Origin of the sequence: Rahnella sp. AN3-3W3, assembly GCF_003263545.1 — a bacterium.
In the GTDB taxonomy this organism is placed as follows: domain Bacteria; phylum Pseudomonadota; class Gammaproteobacteria; order Enterobacterales; family Enterobacteriaceae; genus Rahnella; species Rahnella variigena.
The window spans coordinates 1-25,050 of sequence record NZ_JYDG01000118.1; the positions used below are offsets into that span (position 1 = coordinate 1).

A 25,050-nucleotide genomic window follows, 5' to 3' on the forward strand; every position below is an offset into this window, starting at 1 on the left:
TGGCGACTGTGTTGCTTGCAAAACTCCCTCCCCGCCTCCCCTTCGCAGGGGGAGGAGCAAACCAGCATCAACTTTATGCGGCGAGAACATTATGAGAATCCTCATCCGATCACTGCTTTTCCTGCTTTGTTGCCTTCCGTTGCTGGCAGAGGCAGGTGCGGCGAATGACTTTGCTGCCGCCAGCCGCAGCCAGCAGGCCACGTTATTACAGCAATGGGCGGCGGATCCGCAGCCGGAAAGGCTGCCGCTGCTCGAAGCGCTGAAGCAGGAAAACGTCGTCATCGACGAAGCGAAACACGCATTCATCCAGAATGGCGATCGGCTGACGCCGCTGGAAGGCGACGTCAAACCGCAGGGTGACAGTAAAAAAGTCTGGCTGAACAACCGCCTGCGGATTTTGATTGCTAATGCGCTTTCCGCACACCGTCTGGTGAGCACCGACAGCGCCATCCGTTTGCAGGCCGCAAAAGCCTTACAGCGTGAAGCACAGGCCGATCAGTTGCCGCTGCTGACGCATCGTCTTGAACTGGAAAAAGACAGCACGGTTCACAATGCCCTTTCCATTGCGCTGGCGAATTTACAGCTGACCGACGCCAGTCCGCAGGTGCGTCTGAAAGCCGTTGAACTGCTCGGCACGTCGGGTGATCCGGATACACAAGGTCGTCTGCAAAGTTTGACGGATCCGAAAACTGAGGCCGATGCGACGGTGCGTGATGCCGCACTTGCCAGCCTGAAAGCGGTACAACATCGCCTGATGATCGGCGATCTGCTCGGTCAGGCCTTTACCGGTTTATCGCTCGGCTCGATTCTGCTGCTGGCTGCGCTGGGGCTGGCAATCACTTACGGTTTGCTGGGCGTGATTAACATGGCGCACGGCGAAATGTTAATGCTCGGTTCCTATTCAACCTACATGGTGCAGTCGCTGTTTCAGCACTACGCGCCGGGGCTGCTGGCGCTGTATCCGCTGGTCGCGCTGCCGGTGGCCTTTTTCATTACCGCCGGGATCGGCATGGCGCTGGAGCGCACCGTCATCCGCCATTTATACGGTCGTCCGCTGGAAACCCTGCTGGCGACATGGGGCATCAGCCTGATCCTGATCCAGGGCGTGCGCGTACTGTTTGGGGCGCAGAACGTTGAAGTGGCGAATCCCGGCTGGCTCTCCGGCGGCATTCAGCTGTTGCCGAATCTGGTGCTGCCGTACAACCGCATCGCGGTAATCATCTTCGTCATGCTGGTGCTTGGGCTGACCTGGCTGCTGCTCAATAAAACGCGCCTTGGCATGAACGTGCGTGCCGTGACGCAAAACCGCGCCATGGCGGCCTGCTGCGGCGTGCCGACCGGACGCGTTGATATGCTGGCGTTCGGTCTCGGTTCAGGTATTGCCGGTCTGGGCGGCGTCGCACTGTCGCAACTGAGTAACGTCGGCCCGGAACTCGGTCAGGGTTACATCATCGATTCCTTCTTAGTCGTGGTGCTCGGCGGTGTCGGGCAACTGGCAGGTACCGTGGTGGCGGCCTTTGGTCTGGGCATTGTGAACAAAATTCTTGAGCCGGAAATCGGCGCGGTACTGGGCAAAATCCTGATCCTCGCGCTGATTATCCTGTTTATTCAGAAACGTCCTCAGGGACTCTTCGCCTTCAAAGGCAGGGTGATTGACTGATGAGCCAGCCGCTGACGATTACCGGCGTACAAAAAGCGCCTAAGATTGCGATTTCGGTGGGCACGCTGGTGCTCATCATTCTGATTGTCATGCCGTTTCTGGCGCTGCTGCCTGCCACGAATCCGCTGGCGATCTCCACGTACACGCTGACGCTGATCGGCAAGATCCTGTGTTATGCGATCGTCGCGATCGCGCTCGATCTGGTGTGGGGCTACGCCGGATTATTGTCGCTGGGTCACGGGCTGTTTTTCGCCCTCGGCGGTTACTCGATGGGCATGTATCTGATGCGACAGGCCGCAGGCAGCGGGCTGCCGGATTTTATGTCGTTCCTCTCATGGACCGAACTGCCGTGGTTCTGGGCGGGCACGCAGCATTTCGCCTGGGCGCTGTGCCTGATCGTGCTGGTGCCGGGCGCGCTGGCATTTGTGTTCGGCTATTTCGCCTTCCGTTCAAAAATCAAAGGCGTGTATTTTTCGATCATGACGCAGGCGCTGACCTACGCCGGTATGTTGCTGTTTTTCCGCAATGAAACCGGCTTCGGCGGCAATAACGGTTTCACCGGTTTCACCACCCTGCTCGGCTTTCCGGTCACCGCCACCGGCACCCGCGTGGGATTATTTTTAGCCACGGTTCTGGTGCTGGTCGCCAGTCTGGCGCTCGGCTTTGCGCTGGCACGCAGTAAATATGGCCGCGTGCTGACGGCGGTACGCGACGCTGAAAACCGGCTGATTTTCTGCGGCTACGACCCGAAAGGTTTCAAGCTGTTCGTCTGGACGATTTCCGCCATGCTGTGCGGCCTGGCGGGTGCGTTGTACGTCCCGCAGGTCGGCATCATCAACCCGAGCGAAATGTCGCCGACCAACTCCATCGAAGCCGCCATCTGGGTGGCACTCGGCGGGCGCGGCACGCTGATCGGCCCGATTATCGGCGCAGGTATCGTCAACGGCGCGAAAAGCTGGTTCACGGTCGCCATTCCCGAATACTGGCAATTTGTCCTCGGCGGCATGTTTATTCTGGTGACGCTGTTTCTGCCGCAAGGCGTGATTGGCCTGCTGCGCAAAAGGAAATCCTGATGAGCCCGATGACCATGACCGAAGACCTGTTTACACAGTCGCATCTGGCCGACCGGCATCGTCAGCAAACTGACCCGATTTTGCAGCTGGAAAACATTAACGTCAGCTTTGACGGATTTAAGGCGCTGACCAATTTGTCGCTGAACATCGGCGTCGGCGAATTACGTTGCGTGATAGGCCCGAACGGCGCGGGGAAAACCACGCTGATGGACGTGATCACCGGCAAAACCAAACCACAAAGTGGCCGCGTTTTTTACGATCAGCGCACCGATCTGACCAAACTGGATCCGGTGCGCATTGCGCAGTCCGGCATTGGCCGTAAATTCCAGAAGCCGACGGTGTTTGAAGCGCTGACTGTGTTCGAAAATCTGGAGATCGCGCAGAAAACCAATAAGTCGGTATGGGCCTGTCTGCGCGCCAAAATGAACAGTGAACAGCGCGACCGCATCGATGACATGCTCGGCACGCTGCGTCTGGCGGCGGAACGTCATCGCCCGGCGGGCTTGCTTTCACACGGTCAGAAACAGTTTCTGGAAATCGGCATGTTACTGGTACAGGAGCCGCATTTATTACTGCTCGATGAACCGGCAGCAGGCATGACCGATGCCGAAACCGAGTATACCGCCGAGCTGTTCAAACAACTGGCGGGCAAGCATTCGCTGATGGTGGTCGAGCACGACATGGGCTTTGTGGAAACCATCGCCGACCACGTGACGGTGCTGCATCAGGGGCAGGTTCTGGCCGAAGGTTCGCTGCGCGATGTGCAGGCCAACGAGCAGGTTATCGACGTGTATTTAGGGCGCTGAGGAATCGCATTATGTTGCAGGTAAATGAACTCAATCAGTTTTACGGCGGCAGCCACATTTTGCGCGGCTTGTCTTTTGAGGCAAAAATCGGTGAAGTGACCTGCCTGCTCGGTCGAAATGGCGTCGGCAAAACCACGCTGCTGAAATGCCTGATGGGGCTGATCCCGGCGAAGTCCGGCACCATCAGCTGGCAGAGTCAGGTGATCAATTCCCGCAAACCGCACCAGCGCGTGCAGGCGGGCATTGCCTATGTCCCGCAGGGTCGCGAAATTTTTCCGCGTCTGACCGTCGAAGAAAATCTGCTGATGGGCTTATCGCGTTTTTCCGGAAGCGACGCAAAACAGGTGCCGGATGAAATCTACCATCTGTTCCCGATCCTGCTGGAAATGAAGCATCGCCGCGGCGGGGATTTGTCCGGCGGCCAGCAGCAACAGCTGGCGATCGGCCGCGCACTGGCCTGCAAACCGAATCTCCTGATCCTCGATGAACCGACCGAAGGCATTCAGCCGTCGGTGATTAAGGAAATCGGCGCCGTGATCAAACAACTCGCCGCCCGGGGAGACATGGCGATCTTGCTGGTCGAACAATTCTACGATTTCGCCGCCGAACTGGCCGACAGCTATCTGGTGATGTCGCGCGGCAGCATTATAAAACGCGGGCGCGGAGAACAAATGGAAGCGGAAGGCGTACGGGGGCTGGTGGCGATTTAGTCCCTGATAAAGTAACGCTCGCTAATTCATCCCTTCAGGTCTACCATAAACCTAACTGCTAGGTTTATGGATAAACTCATGCCCACAATTCTCCGCTTTTCAGGATGGTTGATTATGGTTTACAGCCATGATCACCTGCCGCGCCACGTTCATTTACGGCGCGGCGACCAAAGAATCAAAATGGCTTTTGACAGGGTTTCACTTAACTACGACACAATGGAAATTTATGGTGTCGCCACGTTCGCGGAGATCAAAGCTTTGTTTCGTTACTTAGAAGCAAATATCGTCACGCTCAATGCTGAATGGGAGAAGATCCATGGCACCAATGACACGATTTGATGCGGCGTTAAAACGCGGGGAGCAAACGGCTAATGACCCTTCCCGCCCTGTTTCGGTCGAATACCGTCCTGAACAACATGCCTTTATGATCATGCACGGCAACGGCGTCGGGTATCTTATTAACATTGATTTGATTGAAGAACTTCAGCACGCAACACAGGAACAACTGAACACCGCAGAAGTCGATGGTTTCAGCAAAGCACTGCGTATTCCGGCCTGCGATGTGGATATTTACCTGCCGGGATTACTTGCAAAAATTCTTTTTGATGCCAGCGACTTACAGAAAATTGTTGCCTCAATTAACGGGGCCATGCGCAGCGCGGTTAAAGCCAGTGCCAGCCGGGAAAATGGTAAAAAAGGCGGACGTCCGCGTAAAAGTACAGAGTTAAGTTAATGCCAAAAATCAAAAGTCAGGAAGCTCTGGTGCGTCAGCGCAAGCGCTGGATAATACTGGCGGTACTGTTGGCGGTGATCGCCGCAGGCCATCAGTGGTGGAAACAAGGGAAACTCGTCTCCGAACAGTGGAGCCCCAACAAACAATATGTGGTGCGAGAGTATAAAACTTTCGAATTTATTCCGCGCATGACCATGCCGGGCGACGGCGGGCATTATTCCGGCTATATGCGTGTCTACAACCGCGACGGCAAACAGTTTTACGAAGAGTATTCCGACCTGCTCGACTTTATCGAAGGGCCGTACTGGGCGAAGGAAGGCGTTTACTGGATGGGAAATGATAATCAGGACATCGTACGGTTGCCGACGTCGCCGGTGGAGTGATTAACAGACACAAAAAAGCCGCGACATGCGCGGCTTTTCACATCTCAACCTAAGGTCGAAAGCTTAGCTTCTGACTTTACGGTAGATAAACAGTACGACGATCGCACCAATCACGGCGACAACGAAGCTGCCGAAGTTGAATCCGTCTACGCGACCAAAACCGAAGAAAGTACTGATATAACCACCCACAACGGCACCTACAACACCCAGGACTACGGTCAGAATAAATCCGCCGCCATCTTTGCCAGGCATGATCCATTTCGCCAGAATACCTGCAATCAGACCAAAGATAATCCAGGATAAAATTCCCATTTTCGACTCCTCCGAATAAATTTCCGTTACCGTGAATATTGTTCAACCAAGTTAGCCAAACAAAAGCAGAACGTTTCGCGCTCTGCGAGCAGAACGTGTGTTTTACACGAACGCCCCTCTTCTTGAACTGCAATCAAAGTCTAGCACCGATTCTATAAAACCGCCCAAAATCAGCAGGAAGGAAGAAAAACGCAGAGAAATCTAAGGCAATTTCAGGCTGTGTCAGCACGAATGCGGTTTCGTCAGCTACCCGCATTCGCACGTAAAACTGCGTAAAAAGTAGACCAAATATTTTGAATGAGATACTCAAATCAATCCGTTTTTCATCGTCAGCCATCCGGCCTATTATGCATCCATCGAAAGGCAACCACCTTTCACTCTCATAAACCTGAATGGATTAAACATCATGAAAAACGTCAAAATTTTTGCTGTAGCTGCTACCCTTTCTCTGATTTCTTTCGGCAGCTTCGCCGCTCAACAGATTACTCAGCCCTCCGGCGACATGCAGAAAATCGGTGTGATTTCTGCCGCTAACTCCACGACCCTTAGCGGTCTGGAAGCGAAATTATCTCAGCAGGCTAAAGACGCAGGCGCATCTTCTTACCGCATCATCTCTGTGACCGGTAACAACAAACTGCACGCTGACGCTGAAATTTATAAATAATCTCCCGCGTAAAACTCTCTGAAAAGCCTGTGGAAGCCCGACTTCCACAGGCTTTTTTATTTGCCAGTATTTTTATGCCGAATTTCGTTTAAATTCGCGATTGCAACTCTCCCATCCTGTTCACTATTCTGGTTTTTTCGCTCATCAGGAAAAGCCATGACCGTTACCGAATCTCTCCTTTCTTATGCACTTGCTGCCGGAATTTTAACGCTGACACCGGGCCTTGATACCGCATTGGTTCTGCGCACGGCGGCCAGTCAGGGCAGCAAAAAAGCATTATTGTCAGCATTTGGTATCAGTACCGGCTGTCTTATCTGGGGCGCAATGGTGGCGCTCGGCTTAGGCGCGGTTCTTGCGGCGTCGGAAATGGCATTTACACTGCTTAAGTGGACCGGCGCAGCTTATCTGGCCTGGCTCGGTTTGCAGATGCTGCTCAAACCGCGCAGCGAAATGAACATGGCCGCGCCGGAGGGCAGCGGGAAAGTGTTACGCATCGGCAATTCGCCGTTCATAAGGGGATTGTTTGGCAATGTGCTGAACCCGAAAGTCGGCGTATTTTATGTTTCTTTCCTGCCGCAGTTTGTCGCTACCGGCTATCCGGTCGGGCCGTATATTTTCGGACTCGCCGCTATGCACGCCGTGATCGGCACACTCTGGTCCATCACCATGATTTCCGCCACGCGCCCGTTATCGCGCTGGTTGCGCCGCCCCGCAGTGGTCAGAACGCTTGATCGCTTAACCGGCACCGTTTTTCTCGCCTTTGCAGTACGACTCGCTATGACTAAACGCTAACTAAAAGGAATCCTGTCATGAAGACCCGTCTCACCCATGCTCCGACCGAACATGATCTTGATGAGATCAAAACAGCTCTGCGCACTTTCAACCGGAATTTTGTTCCTCAGTCGAAATTTCGCGAGTTAGGTATTTTTGTGGAAGACGAGAACGGCAGCAAACAGGCCGGGATTGTGGCGGAAACGGTCGGTAAATGGATGTATATCCAAATGTTGTGGGTCGATGAGTCGTTACGCGGAAAAGATGTCGGAACGCAACTGATTGCCGAGGCGGAAGCAGAAGCTAAAACGCGGGGATGTCGCTATTCGCTGGTGGATACCTTTAGTTTTCAGGCCAGGCCGTTCTATGAGCGAATGGGTTACGAGATGCAGATGGCGCTGGAAGATTATATCCGCGATACCCGCACGCCTGAAGATGCGCCGTCTACCCATACCCGGTATTTCCTGACCAAGACATTAGACTGAATCGGGGAAGCGCGGCTGAAAGGGCCGCGCAATTTTTCCGTTATTTAGCCGACAGCGCCAGCCATTCCAGAACCGCAGGACGTTGCCACTGCGCTTGTGCGTACGCCGCCAGTTTCTCCGGCATCGCATCACCATTTAAACGCAGACGGTTCAGCATCAGCGCCAGATCCACATCCGCAATACTCCATTCACCAAACAGATGTTCTTTGTCGCCCAGCAAACGTTCGGCGGCGGCATACAACTTTTCCGCAGCCTGCTGCCCTTTAGCAGAAAGCGGCGGACATTTTGCGCCGGCAAACACCACTTCCGTTGAGCGTTCCTCGCGGATGGGCATCAGGTCACTGCGCAGCCACGCCTGCACTTCACGCGCTTTGGCACGGTTTTCCGGATCGGCAGGATAGATAGCCGGAAACGTCGGCGCAGGGAAAAGCTCTTCAACGTACTCATCAATCGCCGAAGATTCGGATAACACAAACGTGCCGTTGGTCAGCGTCGGAACGCGACGGGTCATGGACAGCGCCGAATACGTTTCTTTCAGGTTCTCCGCATCATCCAGGCTGACCGTTTCCAGTTCAAACGGAATGCCCTTTTCAGTCAGCGCCACAAAAGCAGACATCACGTAAGGACTGAAAAAATTAGCATCGGAATACAAAATCAGCGAAGACTGGCTCATGGAAATCTCCTGAAAAAATAAAGCAAAAGGAAGAAAAACATAGCGCAGAAAGTGGGGTGTGTCGTTAAAAACTCGTTCAGAGAACGCTTTAATACCCCACCCCAGCCCTCCCCTTCGCAGGGGTGGGAGCAGAACGAGTTTTAACTCCTCCCCCTGCGAAGGGGGAGGCTGGGAGGGGGTTTAGCAGACAACACTAGGGTCGTTATTTCAGCCGGAACACCTGAACAATTTCATTCAGGCGACGCGCCTGATCTTCCAGAGAAGCCGAAGCGGCTGAGGCTTCCTGAACCAGCGCGGAGTTCTGTTGCGTGACGCCATCCATTTCATGAACCGCCTGTGTTACCTGACTGATGCCACGTGATTGCTCGTCAGACGCCGAGACGATGTCGCTCATGATATCGCGCACATCCGTAACGGCTTTCATGATTTCTTTCATCGTTTCGCCGGCATTTTTCACCAGCCCGACACCGTGATCCACACGACTTGTCGATTCCTCAATCAGGGCGGAAATCTCTTTCACCGCATCGGCGCTGCGCTGCGCCAGACTGCGCACTTCCGAGGCCACTACCGCAAATCCGCGCCCCTGTTCACCTGCACGCGCGGCTTCTACCGCGGCGTTGAGCGCCAAAATGTTAGTCTGGAACGCAATGCCATTAATCACTGACGTGATTTCAGAGATACGCCGCGAGCTGTCGTCAATTTCCCCCATAATGCCGACAACATCCCTCATGATGCTGTCGCCTTTACCGGCGATTTTCGTGGCATTGGCGGTCAGCTCTGTCGCCACATGGGCATTATCGGCGTTTTGTTTTACGGTCGCCGTCAGCTGCTCCATGCTGGCCGCCGTTTCTTCCAGCGCTGCCGCCTGTTGTTCCGTTCGCGAGGCCAGATCGATATTGCCCGCCGCAATCTGCGACGCGCCGCTGCCGACGGCATGGCTGGTGGATATGATGTCATTCACCACATGGCGTAACTGCGATTGCATGGTTTGCAGCGCAAAGAAGATGCTCGATTGATCGTTTTTCTGCGTCACAATCGGATGTGTCAGATCGCCATCCGCTACCGTCAGCGCAATTTTTGCCGCATCGGAAGGTTCGCCGCCCACGGGGCGTAACACTTTGCGGGTAAAGATAACGCTCAGCACCGCGAAGACCACGATGATGCTCAGTACCATCAGCGCCAGCGCGTAATAAAGTTGCCGGGTGCTTTCTTTCATCACCGCGTTTACGGGCGCCACGATACCCAGCATCCACGGCGTGCCCGTATTACCAATCTGAATCGGCACAAATTCGGAAAACGCCTTTTCTCCCAGCACCGGATCCTGCTGTTCACGGCTGGTCATCTGTCCGGTCTGAATGTTTTTCAGCAATGACGGGTCATTTTCCAGCTTATGCGTGATCTGGTCTTTTTTCGGCGAAGAAATGTAATTACCTGACTGCGAAAACAGCATCGCATAGCCGGAGCCCTGATAAGGTTTGATGCTATTGACCAGCGTCTGCAGGGTTTGCAGGGAGAAGTCCGCCGTGACAGAACCGAGGAATTTGCCATCCACCATAATCGGCACAGCAATTGACGTCAGCAAGGTATCCACGCCGTTATACGGATAACTGTAAGGCTCGAGGATAACCTCTTTTTGCAGCTTGCGCGGCAGCAGATAATAATCACCGCTGCCCGGCGTTTCGTAATCCGTGAGGTTATGCAAAACGACGTTGCCACTGGTATCCCGGTCCACATAACGGACGTAGCGGCCATCCGGATCCTGTCCTTCCTTCGCGGCGAGATCTTCATCTTTGCCATCAAAAGCATCCGGCTCCCAGGCCAGCGACATAGAGAGAAAATCCGGATGACTTTTCAGGGCATTTTGCAAAAGGGTATCGGCCAGTTTGCGGTCAGCATGTCCGGCTTCACGCAGGCTTATCATGCTCTGACCCAGGTCGCGGGCGGCTTGTAATGCGGTATCGAGTTTCTGACGGGCCAGATAGCCGTCGGTGCTGGCGGTTTGTTGCAGATAACGGCGGGCAATCTCGCGCTGCTGGTTGGCCGACTGCCAGCTGAGCAATCCGACCGTAATGATGTAACCCAGACTGATAGTGATCAGCCCGACAATCAGCATCAGCGTACGGGTACGCATCGCCTTCTTAGGGGCATTTTTCTTTGTTGCAGCCTCAACTCTGGCCGCCGGTGAAAGCGCCTGCATCTGACTCATAAAATTACCCCGGAACAGAAAAACGTACTGTGAAAACTCACGATGAAATAACGCGGATGATCTGTCCCTGATACTGACCCGGCAGAAGCGGGAATTCCGTTATCGTCTGAATTATCGGCAACAGGCGGAGATGCTTTAGCCAAAACGGTAAAAAACCGGCCGCCAAAGATAAACGTTCGCATCCTGCTCACGCCTCCCTATACTGCTGTTATGTCGGCTGATTCAGCACCTTTCCAGGAAACTCCTATGAAGTCATGGCTCTTACCTCTTTTGTTGCTTGCGCCACTGTGTTCGCAAGCGGCTTCCACGCCGAAAGAAATTAAAGCGCGATTCAGCCAGTTTAAGGTCGGGGATAAAACCATTTGCCTCGATGACGTGACGTATGCCAACAACAGCAAAATGAAAGTCATTGAAAATGGCTTTGTGGTTTCGAAACGGAAAAACGTGCTGATTTATCAGAGTAATACGCTGTTTTTGCTGGGAAATGACATCACGGTGAACATCAAGGCGATCATTGAAAGCCGCGCGGGAAAAAACGCCTTCAACAACCAGTTCAAACAGGCCATGATTCAGGTTGAGGGGCTGGACGATCCGGCGCGAGCCAATGAGAAAGCGAAAATCATTCAGTCATTCCAGGATGTGATTTCGGACAAGCATAATGAAACGCCTTACAGCTCTGTGGCGCTGACCGACAAGGGCTACATCATCACGCAGGCCGAAAGCCACTCAACGACCATCAGCGAATGCTACGTAACGCCTTATAAGAAGCCTGAAAATAACAAATAAATCAGAGGGAAATGATGACTATTTTAGCGCCGATGAGTGCCGCGTTTTACCCGGATTTCGCCGAACAGCTGGCAATAGATTATGCCGAAGAGAACGTAACCGCCGGTCTGTGGCAGGCGGATACCGCGCTGGAACGGGCGCGAAGTTCTACGCAAAGTGCACTGCCGCAAGGTATTGATACGCCGGATCAATATCTTTTCGAGATTAAAACCGAAGAGAACGGCGAAACGGCAGGCTATTTATGGTTTTCTAACGTCGAACGTTATGGTGTACGCAGCGCGTTCGTGTACGAGCTGACGGTGTTTCCGCAATTCCGCCGTCAGGGTCATGCGGCGGCAGCGTTCAGATTGATGGAAGAACGCCTGCAGGAACAGGGGTGTGTGGCAATCGAACTGAATGTCTTTGCCAGCAATCCCGGTGCGCAGGCGCTGTACGCCAGCCTGGGTTACGTCACGACGAAAATGAATATGCGTAAACCGCTTAACGCTGATATTTAATAAATTCGGTCAGCGTACCAATACGGTCATACAATTTGCGGGCCGTATGGTTGCTGGTTTTCGTCGTCCAGTAGACGTTAGCTTTGTCGTGCTGGTCGGCGTAAGCGTAAACCGCTTCAATCAGTTTCTGCCCGATCCCCAGTTTTCGTGCGCTGTCATCGACGTATAAATCCTGCAAATAGACCACCTGCTGCATGTGCCAGCCATGATCGTGATTGATACAATTCACCAGCCCGACCAGCTTCCCCTCGTATTCCGCCACATAGCCAAACATGCTGGCGTAGGCAGGCTGAGATAAACGCTGGAAAGTGTAATCAAACTGCGCCGGATCCAGACCTGACTGGTAAAAATCCAGATATGCACGCCACAGGGTTTCCCAACCTTCACGGTCAGCGGGCGTTAACGGACGGATCACAACATCTTGCGGCTGGCTCATGGGGTCATTCTCCTCAGGAAATGAAAACCTTACGGGCGCGAATGCGGATAATGTATCAGGTCGTGGAAACGCACGGAATGGCCGCTTTCGTTGCGGTAAGCATGCGGGCAATCGGCGGCAAAACGCAGCGCCTCTCCGGCACTCAGCACGCGCGTTACGCCATCAACGGTCAGCGTCAGTTCACCTTCGGTAACAATCACATGCTCGATTACGCCAGCTTCATGAGGCGTGGATTCACTGCACCCGCCCGGTTCGAGATCGATAACAAACATGTCCATGCGCAACGTGGTGTCGTAGGGAAATAACGGCACGACGCGCATTCCTGAGGTTTGACTGTTGAAGGTGGTCAGCAAGCCGTGGCGATGCAACGCGGCTGACTGCTCAGGCGGCGTTTCAAGAAATTCCGAAAACGATACATTCAGGCCGCTGGCGATTTTCCACAATGTCGCCACCGTCGGGCTGGATTCGCCACGCTCAATTTGCCCGAGCATCGCCTTACTGACACCGGTTTTTTCTGCCGCCTGAGTGAGACTCCAGCCGCGTTCGCTGCGAACGGCCTTAAGCTGGCGGCCAATATGGCGGGTGATTTCCTGCATGGTATCTCCTCTGCGACGATGATCGTTCATCGCCATTGTGCGTTATAACGCACAGTGATATCTTGAGCGCATCCGATGTGCGCTATAACGCACAACAGCATACCGCCAGCGTCCGCTAACCAGAAGGATTTTCACCCATGGCCTCGCGTTTTAGTTTGCAGGATTTAACTTTTTCGGCGGTAATCGCCGGATTTGTCGCGGTTTTAGTCGGTTATACCAGCTCGGCGGCGATTATCTTTCAGGCAGCGGAAGCGGCGGGCGCCAGCGTGGCGCAAATCGGTGGCTGGCTGAGTATGCTCGGCCTGGGAATGGGCGTTACCAGTATTGGGCTGTCGCTGTATTACCGCACGCCGGTCGTCACCGCCTGGTCAACACCCGGCGCGGCGCTGCTTGTCACCAGCCTGCCCGGCACCTCGCTGAATGAGGCGATTGGCGTGTTTATTTTTGCCACCGGGCTTATCCTGCTGTGCGGCGTGACCGGCCTGTTTGCCCGGCTGATGCATTACATTCCGCAGGCACTTTCTGCCGCCATGCTCGGCGGCATTCTGCTGCGTTTCGGGCTAAACGCGTTTACCTCGCTGCAAAGTAATTTCGCCCTCGCGGGCAGCATGTGTCTGGTGTATCTGCTGGCGAAACGTGCCCTGCCGCGCTATGCGGTGGTGCTCGCGCTGGCCGCCGGGCTGATCGTCGCCGGATTGCAGGGCGATATTGCGCTGCACGGCCAGACGCTGACCTTCGCGGCGCCGGAGTTTGTCATGCCGCATTTCACGCTTTCCTCGATTATCGGCATCGGTATTCCGTTCTTTGTCGTAACGATGGCTTCACAAAACGCACCGGGGATCGCCACCCTGAAAGCGCACGGCTATCACCTGCCCGTTTCTCCATTGATTACCTGGACGGCGCTGACGGCGTTAGTTTTAGCACCGTTTGGCGGTTTTACCGTCTGTATCGCCGCCATTACCGCCGCAATTTGTATGGGCGAGGATATTCATCCTGATCCGAAAAAACGTTATATGGCGGCGGTGGCGGCAGGCATTTTCTATCTGATCGCAGGCGTGTTTGGCGGGTCCATCGGCATGGTCTTTACCGCGCTGCCGGAAGCGCTGATCCACTCCATCGCCGGGCTGGCGTTGCTCGGCACCATTGCGGGCAGCTTGTACCGCGCACTGGAAAACGAAAAGCAGCGCGATGCGGCAATCATCACCTTTCTGATCACCGCGTCCGGCGTCACGCTGCTGGGTATCGGTTCGGCATTCTGGGGGCTGGCGGGCGCGTAATTACGCATCTGATCCTGAGTATTCCGGCGCGAAACCGGGATAAATCCGCCGGGAAAGGTTGAGTCCGTTCAAGTTCTGGGTAACAGGTTTTCGTAACACGGCGCAAAGTGACGACGATCACATTTTCTGACCGGCAAACCCTTTTTACTGGGCGCAATCAGGCCCTTTAAAGAGCGAGAATTCCATGACTATTGCCACACAATCCTGCGTCGTGACCGGGAAAAAAGACGTTTCGGTGATCGACCAGACTATCGACTACACCGGCCAGGGCACGCTGGTAAAAATTACCCGCGGCGGGATCTGCGGTTCCGATCTGCATTACTACGAACACGGTGCGGTGGGCGATTTCAAAGTGCGTGAGGCGATGGTGCTCGGGCATGAAGTGGTTGGTGTGGTGGAGAAATCGGATAACCCAGATTTGCAGCCCGGCCAGAAAGTGGCGCTTAACCCGAGTAAGCCGTGCAAGGCCTGCAAATATTGCCTGTCCGGCGATGAAAACCAGTGCACCACCATGAAATTCTTCGGCAGCGCGATGTATTTCCCGCACATCAACGGCGCGTTCACGCAGTACAAAATCGTCGACAGCGCCCAGTGCATTCCTTACGACAATCAGGTCAGCGACCGTCTGATGGTGTTCGCCGAACCGCTGGCTGTCGCCATTCATGCCGTGAACCAGGCGGGTGATATTCATGGCAAAACCGTGTTTGTGTCCGGCGTCGGCCCGATTGGCTGCTTAATCGTGCTGGCGGCGAAAGCCAAAGGCGCAGCGCAAATCGTGGTGACTGACCCGAGTGAACGCTGCCGGACGCTGGCACTGGCTGTGGGCGCAAGCAAAGCGCTGGATGCCGCACAGGGCGATTTCAGCGAATATCAGGCAGAGAAAGGCTTCTTCAATGTGGCCTTTGACGCTTCAGGCCATCCTTCATCCATCCGCCGCTGTCTGGAAGTGACCCGCGCACGCGGCACGCTGGTGCAGGTCGGCATGGGACCGGTAGTGAATGAATTCCCGCTGATGATGCTGATTGCCAAAGAAATTAACTGGGTCGGCAGCTTCCGCTTCACTGAAGAATTCAACACGGCAGTGGAATGGCTGGCGAATAAAACCGTTGATCCGATGCCGTTGCTGTCGGCGGAATTCCCGCAGGAAAGTCTGGTGGAAGCGCTGGACTACGCGATGGATAAATCCATAGCGTCGAAAGTGCAGCTGGTTTTCTAGTTCAGTATGCAACGACACTCACAATATTAAAACATCGTTTCATTTTATGATGTTCTCTGATTTTTATCCTCAGAGGACATTTGCATTATGGTAAAGGACAACGCGAAAAAGCAGGTCGCACTGCTGCTGGCCGACGGATTTGAAGAAGGCGAAGCCGTGATTGTGCTCGATATTCTCGAGCGGCTGGAGATTCAGGTCACCACGCTGGCATGTCAGAAAAGCCTGACGTTGCGCACCTATCACGGCATTCAGATGCAGGCCAATGAATTGCTGTCTGCGCAGGGTGACCGTTTATTCGATGCCGTCGTCATGCCCGGCGGGCCGGAAGGCTCAGTGGCGCTGGCGGCCAGCAAAGAAGTGGTGGAGTTTGTGCGACGTCACGATGAGGCCGGTAAACTGATTTGCCCGCTGTGCTCTGCTGCCGCGCGCGTACTCGGCGGAAACGGTCTGCTGAAAGGCCGCCGTTATGTGTGTTCCGGCGATTTATACAAAGACGTAAAAGACGGCGTTTACGTCAATCAGTCCTTTGTGGAAGACGGCAACCTGCTGAGCGGTAAAGGATTAGGGCTGGCGTTCGATTTTGCTTTCCAGCTGGCGTACCGCCTGACCGGCGACGCTGAAACCACCAATTTCCAGGCCGATCATATCGATTATCACCACTGGCGCGCCGACCAGAAGCTTTGATCAACATGCTGTGATTAAACGCTGACAGCGGCGGATAACGAAGGTCGTCCGCCGCTGTCAGTATTATGTCCGTTTTTGGCATTCTCCCTTCTCTCTTTCAGGCGCACACTGACTTCACACTCACCAGATGGAGTCCGAAAATGACACACAGCGCCCTGCTAAACATCGACGTTCAGCGCTCATTCGAGCACAAAGATTTCTGGCAGCAGAATGATTTACCGGCTTTCAGCGCAGCATTAACCCGCCTGATCGACGGCTGTCAGACCCGCAATGTGCCGGTCATCGACGTGTTTCACGTCAATCCTGACGGCGTGTTCTCGCTGGAGTCCGGCCTGGTGACACCGATGTCTTTTCTGAGTCATCAGCCGCAACATGTGGTGCATAAACACGTCCACAATTCCCTGACCGAGTCCGGCCTCGACGGCTGGCTGCGCGAAAATGGCATCACGCATCTGATCATCGCCGGAATGCGCACCGAACAGTGTTGCGAAACGACGGCACGCGTGGCCTCCGATCTGGGCTACACAGTGACTTTTGTCACCGAAGCGACGCTAACCTTCCCGATGACCCACGCCAGCGGCGTCACGCTGAGCGCGCACGACATCAAATTGCGTACCGAGCTGGTTCTCGCCGACCGCTTTGCCACCATTTCCGACGTGACCGGTGCGCTGGCGGAACTCGACCGCGCTGTGTGAAGATAGCGTTTTCCCCTGCGGACGGATAAAGCACTATGCAACGAAATGTCTACTTTGTGACGCTCCCCGGCGTGATGTCTTTGGATCTGACCGGTCCGGCAGAAGCGCTGCGCCTTGCCGGGCAATTCCACCTGCATTACATCGGACCGCAGGCGGAAGTTGTAATGTCGACCGGCCTGACGGTCAGCCATTTGCAACCGCTGCCAGAAAGTCTGCCCGCAGGCAGTATTCTGATCATGCCGGGCGTGGCGGAATCCACCGAAAACTTCGCCTCGCCGGTCGCGCAAATAGCCTGCGACTGGCTGCATCAGCAGAAAGGCGCCATTGAGGCGGGGGATTTAACACTGGTGTGTATCTGTTCCGGCAGCCTGCTGGCCGGGAAAGCCGGGCTGCTCGACGGCTATCAGTGCACCACGCACCACGACGTGATCGACCGTTTACGCCAGCAGGTACCCGCCGCGCAGGTGAAGGATAACCGGATATTTGTCGAAGACCGCTCAGTGCTGACCAGCGCAGGCATCAGCGCCGGTATCGATCTGGCGCTGCATCTGATCGCCACACATCTGGGGCCGCAGGCCGCGCTGGATGTCGCCCGCGAAATGGTGGTGTATTTCCGCCGTGGCGGCGATGACCCGCAACTTTCTCCATGGCTGCGTTATCGCAATCACCTGCATCCCGCCGTACACCGCGCGCAAAACCTGATGGCCGCCGAACCCGAATCCGCCTGGCAGGTTGAGGACGTCGCCGCAAAGGCACACATCAGCAGCCGTCACCTCACCCGTTTGTTCCGCCAGCATCTGGGGATCAGCGTGCGCGACTACCACGAGCAACTGCGCATCGCCATCGCCCAACAACGCCTGCAACAAGGCGCAGGCATTGAAAAAGCCGCACTCGCCGCCGGATTCTCGTCCGCAAGGCAGTTCAGACGGGCGCAGGAAAGATGGTGCTAAAGGTGTCAGCTCACCCAATTTCGCCGGTCAATTTTCCCCAGTCCCATCGCCAGTAATAAACCACCGCCCAGCCCGCAGGCAAAGAGATACGCGATATTCAGCAGCGGATACTGCGGGAAATCCAGATGCTGGCTGCGCAGGCCGATGATGATTAACGCATGAAAGCCGTAGATCGCCAGTGAATGGCGGGAGATCAGCGCAAATCCCGGCAGGATGCGTTGCGCCAGCGCGTTTTTGAAAACCACAAACAGCGACATCGCGGAGATAAACACCAGCGGACCGCTGTAGACGTAAAAGGTGTCGGCGAAATTCTGGTTAATCTGCATCTGCCGGTAAGTGCCCGTGGCAATCGCCAGCGTGCTTAGGATGAACATGACACTGGCGGCCAGTGTGACCGGCGTTTTTTCGGTATTAAGCTGGCTGATGGCGCGCCCCATCAGGGCATACAATACGTAATAGAAGGTGTCGCCGCTGATATACAAATCCAGCGGCAGAAGATGGATTTTCTGCCACGTCACGACCGGCAGCTGGGGATTTGCCAGCACACCGAGCAACATTCCGGCGATCAGCAAATATTTTCCGGACACGGCCTTAACGTTAATCAGCGGGGAAAGCAGGTAGATCACGATAATCGCATAAAAAAACCAAAGGTGATAAAACACCGGCTTTTCCAGAATCAGACGCAAAGACGGCCAAAATCCGATTTTTGTCATCGTGAGGATATAGAACAGGCAGACGGCGCTATAAAAAAGCAGACATAAAGTGACGCGCAGGAAATGCCTTTTTTGCGCACTCTTCTCACCAAAAAACAGCGCACCGGAAATCATAAAGAACAGCGGCACACAAACACGCGAGGCGGAATTAAGCAGATTGGCGACTGTCCATTCAGCGGAATGCACTGCAGCGAAATTGACCACCAGTGACGTGCTGGCGTGGATCATCACCACCATCATGCAGGCGAGCGCGCGCAAATTATCTATCCAGCTAATTTTTTGGCTCATTAACTGCAATTTCCTTCTTTTCGATGTTCGCTTTGCAGCCTAGCGAGCTTTTGCGCGGCTAACAAGGCAAAAGCACCGATCTCAGATTGTGCTGAAGATGAATCAGATGATTGCGTTGCGCTCAAATAATCGGCAAAATAGCCAGCATTACTGCCTCGCTTGCGAAACCCGCCCGGACAGTCTCTTTTTTTCTGCTAATTTTCAACCGATTAGCCTTACGTCTGTGAAATAACTAAAATGCATAATTCTCCAAATACTGCGTCCCTTCTGGGTCGGCAGGCGCTTTTGTTCCCTCTGTGTCTGGTGCTTTTCGAGTTCGCGACCTATATCGGCAACGATATGATCCAACCTGGCATGCTGGCCGTCGTGGCTAATTTTAATGCCGGGGAAGAATGGGTGCCGACATCCATGACCGCTTATCTCGCTGGCGGCATGTTCCTGCAATGGCTGCTCGGGCCACTGTCAGATCGCCGCGGCCGTCGTCCGGTGATGCTGACCGGCGTGACCTTTTTCATCATCACCTGCCTGGCGATTCTGTTCGTGCAAAACATCGAGCAGTTTATGGTGATGCGTTTCCTGCAAGGCATCAGCCTGTGCTTTATCGGTGCCGTCGGTTATGCCGCGATACAAGAATCGTTTGAAGAATCGGTATGTATCAAAATCACTGCCATGATGGCGAACGTCGCCCTGATTGCGCCACTGCTCGGTCCGCTGGCCGGTGCGGCGCTGATCCACGTTGCGCCGTGGCAGTCGATGTTTGTGATTTTTGCCGTGCTCGCCGCCATCGCGCTGTGGGGATTGTGGAAATCTATGCCGGAAACAGCCTCGCGTCTTGGCGAACCGTTCTCCATGCCCAGCCTGCTGCGTGATTACAAACACGTGCTGAAAAACCGTCAGTTCGTGTGTGGTGCGCTGGCGATCGGTTTTGCCAGCCTGCCGCTGCTGACGTGGATTGCACAGTCGCCGGTGATTTTAATCAGTGGCGAAGGTTTAGCTGCTTACGATTACGGCCTGTTGCAGGTGCCGATTTTCGGCGCGCTGATAATCGGTAACGTGACGCTGGCGCGTCTGACCGGCAAACGCACCGTAGAATACCTGATTAAACTGGGCGCGGGCCCGATGGTGGTCGGTCTGCTGATCGCCGCAGCGGCAACGATGTTTTCGGCGCATGCGTACCTGTGGATGACCGCCGTCTGAGCCTGTACGCGTTCGGTATTGGTGTGGCGAATGCCGGTTTGTACCGCCTGACGCTGTTCTCCAGCGACATGAGCAAAGGCACGGTTTCTGCCGCGATGGGCGTCATCAGCATGATGATTTTCACGGTCGGGATCGAGCTGGCAAAAGTGGCATACGTCGAAGGCGGTGCGGGGATGTTTAACATGTTCAACCTGTTAAGCGGCCTCGCCTGGCTGGCGCTGGTGGTGGTGTTTCTGCGCAGCCGCCAGGTCGTATTGCCGCCGAACAGCGTAGTGTGATTTCGATCTGAGTCGCCTGCAAAACCCCCTCCCCGCCTCCCCCTTCGCAGGGGGAGGAGTAAAAACGCCGACCTGCTCCCTCCCCTGCGAAGGGGAGGGCTGGGGTGGGGTATTAATGGCAACTCAGAATCAGAATAACCCCATCGGTTTACTCGAATAAGAAACGAGCAGACATTTCGTTTGCTGATAGTGATCCAGCATCATCTTGTGAGTTTCTCGCCCGATACCAGACTGTTTGTAGCCGCCGAACGCCGCATGCGCCGGATAGGCGTGATAGCAGTTGGTCCAGACACGGCCCGCCTGAATGTTGCGCCCCATGTGATACGCCACGTTGCCGTCACGGCTCCAGACACCCGCTCCCAGCCCGTACGCCGTATCGTTGGCGATTTGCAACGCCTCATCCATATCTTTGAAGGTGGTTACCGCCAGCACCGGTCCGAAGATCTCTTCCTGGAAAACACGCATGTTGTTTTTACCCAGCAAAATCGTCGGTTGCAGGTAATAACCTTCATTCAGCGAGCCTTCGAGTTTTTTCTTCGCGCCACCGGTCAGCACTTCCGCGCCCTCTTTCTTACCGATTTCGATGTAATCCAGAATGGTTTTCATCTGACCGGCAGACACCTGCGCACCCATCTGCGTTTCCATATCTAACGGATTACCGGTTTTGATCGCTTCAACGCGTTTGATGGCGCGCTCCATAAAGCGTTCGTAGATGGATTCCTGCACCAGCGCACGGCTCGGGCAGGTACAGACTTCACCCTGATTGAAGGCAAACAGCGCAAAGCCTTCCAGCGCCTTGTCGAAGAATTCGTCTTCTTTATCCATTACATCCGCGAAGAAGATATTCGGGGATTTACCGCCCAGTTCCAGCGTCGCCGGGATCAGGTTTTGTGCGGCATAGCCGGCGATCTGCTGGCCGACTTCGGTCGAACCGGTAAAGGCCACTTTGGCGATGCGTTTGGACGTCGCCAGATATTCGCCGATTTCGCCACCCGCACCGTTGACTACGTTGATGACGCCCGCAGGCAGAATGTCCTGCACCAGTTCCATCAGCAGCAACACAGAAAGCGGGGTCAGTTTGGCCGGTTTGAGCACAATGCAGTTACCTGCCGCCAGCGCCGGTGCCATTTTCCAGCAAGCCATCAGCAGCGGGAAGTTCCACGGGATGATTTGCGCCACGACGCCCAGCGGTTCGTGGAAGTGATAGGCGACGGTTTCGCTGTCGATTTCGCTGATCCCGCCTTCCTGCGCACGCACGCAGGAGGCGAAATAGCGGAAGTGGTCGATGGCTAACGGCACATCCGCGCCGCTGGTTTCGCGGATAGGTTTACCGTTATCCCAGGTTTCGGCGTTTGCCAGCAGTTCGATGTTTTGTTCCATGCGATCGGCGACTTTCAGCAACAGGTTTGCGCGCTGCTGCACCGGCATTTTGCCCCATTCATCTTTGGCTTTATGGGCGGCGTCCAGCGCCAGTTCGACGTCATCGGTGCTGGAACTGGCGACTTTACACAGCACTTCGCCGGTCACCGGTGTCAGATTGTCGTAATACTCTTTTTTTACCGGCGCGACCCATTCGCCGCCAATGAAGTTGTCGTATTGTTTTTTGAGTTTGAGCGGGAAACCGTATTCTTCCGGTTTGACGGCATGAGGATTTTTATCATAAGCCATGATGGAACTCCTTTATGCAGCAGGTTGTAGCAGAGCGCTGCATAAAGTTTAGGCAGTGAAAATCGAACCGGCGGGATGTAAAGAGAACTCTTCGAGCGGCCTCACACCTTTTTTGCTGCCACGCTGGTGTTACCGCTTCCGGGGGGCGTCGTGCGCGCAAAACTCTCACGCTGAAACAGGCGTTCGACCAGTTTTATCAGCTCAGGATGTTCGACGCACCAGCCCGGCGCGATACGACGAAAGTTGAGATATCCCAGACAACAGGCGACGGCGATATCAGCCACATTCAGGCTTTCAGAATTGAGCAGCGTGCGGCTGGCGGCATGTTTTTCCAGTGCATCCAGCCCGCGCAGCAGCTTTTCGCGCTGACGCAAAATCCAGGCCTCGTTACGCTTATCGGCATCGCGACGCCCTTCCAGCACTAATGCCACGGCGGCGTCCGTCACGCCATCGGCCAGCGCTTCGATTTGCTTAACACGTAATGCTTCCAGCGGCTGCCACGGTAACAGCGTGGGCGCGACATTCATCAGCTCGATGAACTGCACAATGATCGGGGAATCATAGAAAATTTCGCCATCGTCGGCGACCAGCGCGGGGACTTTTCCGAGGGGATTGAACTGGGTGATTTTGCAGCCCGGTTCATGGGGCGTGTCGTTAATGAAATCAAACGGGATGCCCTTTTCCAGCAACATCACCGAAATCTTGCGCACATACGGGCTGGTATAGCTGCCGATCAACTTCATCAGACCCTCCTCGTTTTCGCCGGAACCTCTTTTAAAGCTAGCAGCCATGCCGGGGTTTACCAGTCAAGGCTGCCAGATTTACAGGTTACTCTGCGGGAAACAGGAACGGGTTGATGCCGCTGCTGGAAAAACCTTTGTCTTCCATACGATCATCGAGCAGCAGCGTGGCAAGGTCATCAGCCACAGCGTCAGCCTGCGGGTCTTTATCCTGATAAATCAGTTTCAGGTAAGCGCCGCAATCATCACAGGCTTCGGCTTTCACCGTTGCCTGTTCGTCGTCGATGGACCACAGATTCAGATGCTCCATCTCGTCGCAGTTGCTGCATTTCGCCCGTACCACATGCCATTCGCTTTCACACAGATTGCAGTGCAGATAGCGCAGGCCACCGGCATTGATCACCGCAGACACAGGAATACTGCCGCAGACCGGGCAGAACTGGCGATTTTCACCGTAATCCGCACGTCCGACGCCGCGAAGTTGCGCCGCCATCTGCGCCCAGTAAAGGGACAGCGCCGCCCAGATAAACGGGGCTTTGTCAGCCGGAACGTGTTTGAAATCCTGGCAAAGCAGCTCTGTCGCCATCATTTCGCGCTGAAGATTCGGGGAGTGTTCAAGGCGCTCCAGCACCGCACGCACCGGCTCAGAAGCGTCCGGTTTCAGAACAGCAATCAACGCATCCAGCAACGTCAGCCAGTGCGGCGTTCGAGGAAACAGAGCGCAATCGAGCGGCGGTTTACCGGCGGCTTTCTCTAATTCTCCGCTCAGATCGATACTGAGTGGAAATTCCTTCAGCACGCGCTGCTGGGCATCGCATATCGCCGCAGCAAAATTGAGATACCCGTCGAGCGGGCTGTTTTCTGCCAGCGCGCGCAGACGATCGGCGCGGCGCTGATAGAGCGTTTTCAGATTGGCGAACAGCACAGGCGGGATGTTTCCCGCCGCGTTTATACCGTCTGCCAGTTCGTCCTGTGGAACAATCTGGATGCTCATCCGGCTTTCCTCTGGTCTTGTTCTTTTTTCTGCTCTTCATCACGCACCTGGCGATACCAGCGCGGATGATGATACTTCGCCCATGACACCGGCACTTTGCCGCCGGTCATCGCCGCGATCGAGCCTTTCGCCCAGGTCGCCGCGTAGACGTGCATGATGATCACCAGAATCAGCCCGATACCGGCCAGCGAATGCACCAGCAGCGCCAGACGGATCAGCGGGATCGGGAAGAAATCCGCAAACCACGGACGCCAGATAATCACGCCGCTTGCCATCAGCAGCACCAGACAGCTGATCGCCGCCCAGAACACGCATTTCTGACCGAAGTTATAGCGACCTGTGTCGCCGACTTCATGATTGGTCAGCACCTTGTCGATATTTTTCGCCCACACGAGGTCGTCTTTTTCCGGCAGGTTGTGCTTCCAGTAACGGAAGAACATGCCGAGGAAAGAGACGAACATCACCACGCCGAAGAACGGGTGCAGGATACGCGCCAGTTGCGGCGTGCCATAAACGTTCATCAGCCAGTTAAACGACGGGAAGAAAAAGCCGATCCCACTGAGCGCCAGCGTCACAAAACAAAAGGCAACAATCCAGTGATTGAGGCGTTCGACCAGGTTATAGCGCTGGATTAACTTCTCTTTTTTCATGGACGTTTCTCCTCATCGTCATGTTTTTCGCCTTCTTCTGCGTGCTCTTCCTCTTTCACGTAGTTAGGACCCACGCCGAGGAAGTGGAAGGCTGCCGCCGCGAAGGTTACCGCGAAGCCGACTGCAGCCAGCGGTTTCCAGACACCTTTCCATAAAGTGACTGCGGCGCTGATGGCCGGATCTTTCGGCAGGCCGTGATACAGCTGCGGGTTGTCGGCGTGATGCAGCACGTACATCACGTGCGTACCGCCGACGCCCTGCGGATCGTACAAACCGGCGTGCTCAAAACCGCGGCCTTTCAGTTCGCTGACGCGTTCTGCGGCCAGATCCTGCATCGCGGTTTTGGTGCCGAAATGAATTGCGCCGGTCGGGCAGGTTTTCACACAAGCCGGTTCCTGGCCTACACTCACGCGATCAACGCACAGCGTGCATTTGTAGGCACGGTTATCCTGTTTGTTGATACGCGGAACGTTGAACGGGCAACCGGCGATGCAGTAACCGCAGCCGATACAATGCTCTGACTGAAAATCGACGATGCCGTTGGCGTACTGCAAAATAGCGCCTTCCGCCGGACAGGCTTTCAGACAGCCCGGATCGGCGCAGTGCATACAGCCGTCTTTGCGGATCAGCCATTCCAGCTTGCCGTTTTGTTCCACTTCCGAGAAACGCATCACCGTCCAGGATTTCGCACTGAGATCCATCGGGTTATCGTACACGCCGGTATTGATACCCACTTCATCGCGCAGGTCGTTCCATTCGGAACAGGCGACCTGACAGCCTTTACAGCCGATGCAGGTGGTGACGTCGATGAGTTTCGCCACTTCCTGCTGATGGTCACGGGCACGCGGTGCAGGCGTGAACCCGTTGGTTGCGGACTTACGAAGTATGTCCTGTGATTGCATTGCCATA

At 54.9% G+C, this 25,050-nt stretch carries 27 protein-coding genes and 3 pseudogenes; 18 read left to right on the forward strand and 12 right to left on the reverse strand.

Annotated features, from left to right (window positions below; genetic code table 11):
• Positions 1 to 91 precede the first annotated feature (91 nt).
• The 7 genes from urtB to UC15_RS23985 all read left to right on the forward strand — a co-directional run bounded on the left by urtB (position 92) and on the right by UC15_RS23985 (position 5,365).
• Positions 92 to 1,660, forward strand: a complete 1,569-nt coding sequence (gene urtB, locus UC15_RS23955; protein ID WP_112291525.1) for an urea ABC transporter permease subunit UrtB — start codon at positions 92 to 94, stop codon at positions 1,658 to 1,660.
• Positions 1,660 to 2,733: an urea ABC transporter permease subunit UrtC gene (gene urtC, locus UC15_RS23960; RefSeq protein ID WP_112291527.1), complete on the forward strand. Its 1,074-nt coding sequence runs from the start codon at positions 1,660 to 1,662 to the stop codon at positions 2,731 to 2,733. Before urtB ends, urtC begins: the two co-directional genes overlap by 1 nt.
• An 8-nt stretch (positions 2,734 to 2,741) precedes the next feature.
• On the forward strand, positions 2,742 to 3,539 hold the full coding sequence (gene urtD, locus UC15_RS23965) for an urea ABC transporter ATP-binding protein UrtD (RefSeq protein WP_112291583.1): 798 nt from the start codon (positions 2,742 to 2,744) through the stop codon (positions 3,537 to 3,539).
• A gap of 11 nt (positions 3,540 to 3,550) precedes the next feature.
• On the forward strand, positions 3,551 to 4,249 hold the full coding sequence (gene urtE, locus UC15_RS23970) for an urea ABC transporter ATP-binding subunit UrtE (protein WP_112291529.1): 699 nt from the start codon (positions 3,551 to 3,553) through the stop codon (positions 4,247 to 4,249).
• 78 nt (positions 4,250 to 4,327) lie between these two features.
• Positions 4,328 to 4,588 (forward strand): DUF4160 domain-containing protein, encoded by a 261-nt coding sequence (locus UC15_RS23975; RefSeq protein ID WP_157961031.1) that lies wholly within the window; start codon positions 4,328 to 4,330, stop codon positions 4,586 to 4,588.
• Positions 4,566 to 4,982, forward strand: coding sequence for a DUF2442 domain-containing protein (locus UC15_RS23980; protein WP_112291532.1), 417 nt, complete (start codon positions 4,566 to 4,568; stop codon positions 4,980 to 4,982). Before UC15_RS23975 ends, UC15_RS23980 begins: the two co-directional genes overlap by 23 nt.
• A complete protein-coding gene (locus tag UC15_RS23985) occupies positions 4,982 to 5,365 on the forward strand; it encodes a hypothetical protein (RefSeq protein WP_112291534.1) in 384 nt (127 codons plus the stop codon). Before UC15_RS23980 ends, UC15_RS23985 begins: the two co-directional genes overlap by 1 nt.
• Before the next feature lie 63 nt (positions 5,366 to 5,428).
• Here the strand turns inward: UC15_RS23985 and UC15_RS23990 are convergent, their stop codons facing one another.
• Together UC15_RS23990 and UC15_RS23995 are read right to left on the reverse strand one after the other, a co-directional pair.
• Positions 5,429 to 5,677: a GlsB/YeaQ/YmgE family stress response membrane protein gene (locus tag UC15_RS23990; RefSeq protein ID WP_013573417.1), complete on the reverse strand. Its 249-nt coding sequence runs from the start codon at positions 5,675 to 5,677 to the stop codon at positions 5,429 to 5,431.
• Between the two features lie 133 nt (positions 5,678 to 5,810).
• Positions 5,811 to 6,014, reverse strand: coding sequence for a hypothetical protein (locus UC15_RS23995; protein WP_112291536.1), 204 nt, complete (start codon positions 6,012 to 6,014; stop codon positions 5,811 to 5,813).
• Between the two features lie 69 nt (positions 6,015 to 6,083).
• On the opposite strand from UC15_RS23995, the gene UC15_RS24000 reads away from it, so the two are divergent.
• The 3 genes from UC15_RS24000 to UC15_RS24010 all read left to right on the forward strand — a co-directional run bounded on the left by UC15_RS24000 (position 6,084) and on the right by UC15_RS24010 (position 7,597).
• Positions 6,084 to 6,341 carry a YdgH/BhsA/McbA-like domain containing protein gene (locus UC15_RS24000; protein WP_112291538.1) on the forward strand — a complete coding sequence of 86 codons (258 nt, stop codon included), beginning with the start codon at positions 6,084 to 6,086 and terminating at the stop codon, positions 6,339 to 6,341.
• A 156-nt stretch (positions 6,342 to 6,497) separates the two neighbouring features.
• Positions 6,498 to 7,133 carry a LysE family translocator gene (locus tag UC15_RS24005; protein ID WP_112291540.1) on the forward strand — a complete coding sequence of 212 codons (636 nt, stop codon included), beginning with the start codon at positions 6,498 to 6,500 and terminating at the stop codon, positions 7,131 to 7,133.
• A 17-nt stretch (positions 7,134 to 7,150) separates the two neighbouring features.
• Positions 7,151 to 7,597, forward strand: coding sequence for a GNAT family N-acetyltransferase (locus UC15_RS24010; RefSeq protein WP_112291542.1), 447 nt, complete (start codon positions 7,151 to 7,153; stop codon positions 7,595 to 7,597).
• A 40-nt stretch (positions 7,598 to 7,637) separates the two neighbouring features.
• On the opposite strand, the gene yfcF is transcribed toward UC15_RS24010, so the two are convergent.
• Together yfcF and UC15_RS24020 are read right to left on the reverse strand one after the other, a co-directional pair.
• On the reverse strand, positions 7,638 to 8,270 hold the full coding sequence (gene yfcF / locus UC15_RS24015; RefSeq protein ID WP_112291544.1) for a glutathione transferase: 633 nt from the start codon (positions 8,268 to 8,270) through the stop codon (positions 7,638 to 7,640).
• Positions 8,271 to 8,472: 202 nt separating this feature from the next.
• A complete protein-coding gene (locus UC15_RS24020) occupies positions 8,473 to 10,467 on the reverse strand; it encodes a methyl-accepting chemotaxis protein (protein WP_369964665.1) in 1,995 nt (664 codons plus the stop codon).
• Positions 10,468 to 10,722: 255 nt separating this feature from the next.
• On the opposite strand from UC15_RS24020, the gene UC15_RS24030 reads away from it, so the two are divergent.
• Complete coding sequence (locus UC15_RS24030; protein WP_112291548.1) at positions 10,723 to 11,262, forward strand: hypothetical protein; 540 nt, start codon at positions 10,723 to 10,725, stop codon at positions 11,260 to 11,262.
• A gap of 11 nt (positions 11,263 to 11,273) precedes the next feature.
• Positions 11,274 to 11,759, forward strand: coding sequence for an N-acetyltransferase (locus UC15_RS24035; RefSeq protein ID WP_232829983.1), 486 nt, complete (start codon positions 11,274 to 11,276; stop codon positions 11,757 to 11,759).
• On the opposite strand, the gene UC15_RS24040 is transcribed toward UC15_RS24035, so the two are convergent.
• Positions 11,743 to 12,195, reverse strand: coding sequence for a GNAT family N-acetyltransferase (locus tag UC15_RS24040; protein WP_112291552.1), 453 nt, complete (start codon positions 12,193 to 12,195; stop codon positions 11,743 to 11,745). The genes UC15_RS24035 and UC15_RS24040 overlap by 17 nt on opposite strands.
• Positions 12,196 to 12,224: 29 nt before the next feature.
• Positions 12,225 to 12,791, reverse strand: coding sequence for a helix-turn-helix domain-containing protein (locus UC15_RS24045; RefSeq protein WP_112291554.1), 567 nt, complete (start codon positions 12,789 to 12,791; stop codon positions 12,225 to 12,227).
• A gap of 137 nt (positions 12,792 to 12,928) precedes the next feature.
• On the opposite strand from UC15_RS24045, the pseudogene UC15_RS24050 reads away from it, so the two are divergent.
• The 5 genes and pseudogenes from UC15_RS24050 to UC15_RS24070 all read left to right on the forward strand — a co-directional run bounded on the left by UC15_RS24050 (position 12,929) and on the right by UC15_RS24070 (position 17,613).
• Positions 12,929 to 14,130, forward strand: a pseudogene (locus UC15_RS24050) (benzoate/H(+) symporter BenE family transporter).
• A gap of 122 nt (positions 14,131 to 14,252) precedes the next feature.
• Positions 14,253 to 15,284, forward strand: coding sequence for an L-idonate 5-dehydrogenase (gene idnD / locus UC15_RS24055; RefSeq protein WP_112291555.1), 1,032 nt, complete (start codon positions 14,253 to 14,255; stop codon positions 15,282 to 15,284).
• Between the two features lie 87 nt (positions 15,285 to 15,371).
• Positions 15,372 to 15,968: a DJ-1/PfpI family protein gene (locus UC15_RS24060; RefSeq protein ID WP_112291557.1), complete on the forward strand. Its 597-nt coding sequence runs from the start codon at positions 15,372 to 15,374 to the stop codon at positions 15,966 to 15,968.
• Between the two features lie 140 nt (positions 15,969 to 16,108).
• Positions 16,109 to 16,651, forward strand: a pseudogene (locus UC15_RS24065) (isochorismatase family protein); the annotation flags it as partial.
• A 47-nt stretch (positions 16,652 to 16,698) separates the two neighbouring features.
• Positions 16,699 to 17,613, forward strand: coding sequence for a GlxA family transcriptional regulator (locus UC15_RS24070; protein WP_112291561.1), 915 nt, complete (start codon positions 16,699 to 16,701; stop codon positions 17,611 to 17,613).
• A gap of 5 nt (positions 17,614 to 17,618) precedes the next feature.
• On the opposite strand, the gene UC15_RS24075 is transcribed toward UC15_RS24070, so the two are convergent.
• Positions 17,619 to 18,614 carry an acyltransferase gene (locus UC15_RS24075; RefSeq protein WP_112291563.1) on the reverse strand — a complete coding sequence of 332 codons (996 nt, stop codon included), beginning with the start codon at positions 18,612 to 18,614 and terminating at the stop codon, positions 17,619 to 17,621.
• Positions 18,615 to 18,851: 237 nt separating this feature from the next.
• Between UC15_RS24075 and UC15_RS24080 the strand changes: the two are divergent.
• A pseudogene (locus tag UC15_RS24080) lies at positions 18,852 to 20,089 on the forward strand (MFS transporter).
• A gap of 129 nt (positions 20,090 to 20,218) precedes the next feature.
• Here UC15_RS24080 and UC15_RS24085 read toward each other — a convergent pair.
• From UC15_RS24085 to fdxH, 5 genes are all read right to left on the reverse strand, one after another.
• A complete protein-coding gene (locus tag UC15_RS24085) occupies positions 20,219 to 21,757 on the reverse strand; it encodes an aldehyde dehydrogenase family protein (RefSeq protein ID WP_112291565.1) in 1,539 nt (512 codons plus the stop codon).
• 101 nt (positions 21,758 to 21,858) lie between these two features.
• Entirely contained in the window at positions 21,859 to 22,500 is a 642-nt protein-coding gene (locus tag UC15_RS24090; protein WP_112291566.1) for a glutathione S-transferase, read from the reverse strand.
• Positions 22,501 to 22,585: 85 nt separating this feature from the next.
• Positions 22,586 to 23,491 (reverse strand): formate dehydrogenase accessory protein FdhE, encoded by a 906-nt coding sequence (gene fdhE / locus UC15_RS24095; RefSeq protein WP_112291568.1) that lies wholly within the window; start codon positions 23,489 to 23,491, stop codon positions 22,586 to 22,588.
• Entirely contained in the window at positions 23,488 to 24,141 is a 654-nt protein-coding gene (gene fdoI, locus UC15_RS24100; RefSeq protein WP_112291570.1) for a formate dehydrogenase cytochrome b556 subunit, read from the reverse strand. Before fdoI ends, fdhE begins: the two co-directional genes overlap by 4 nt.
• Positions 24,138 to 25,049, reverse strand: coding sequence for a formate dehydrogenase subunit beta (gene fdxH, locus UC15_RS24105; protein ID WP_112291572.1), 912 nt, complete (start codon positions 25,047 to 25,049; stop codon positions 24,138 to 24,140). The genes fdoI and fdxH overlap by 4 nt, the downstream gene beginning before the upstream one ends.
• Between the last annotated feature and the right edge of the window lies 1 nt (position 25,050).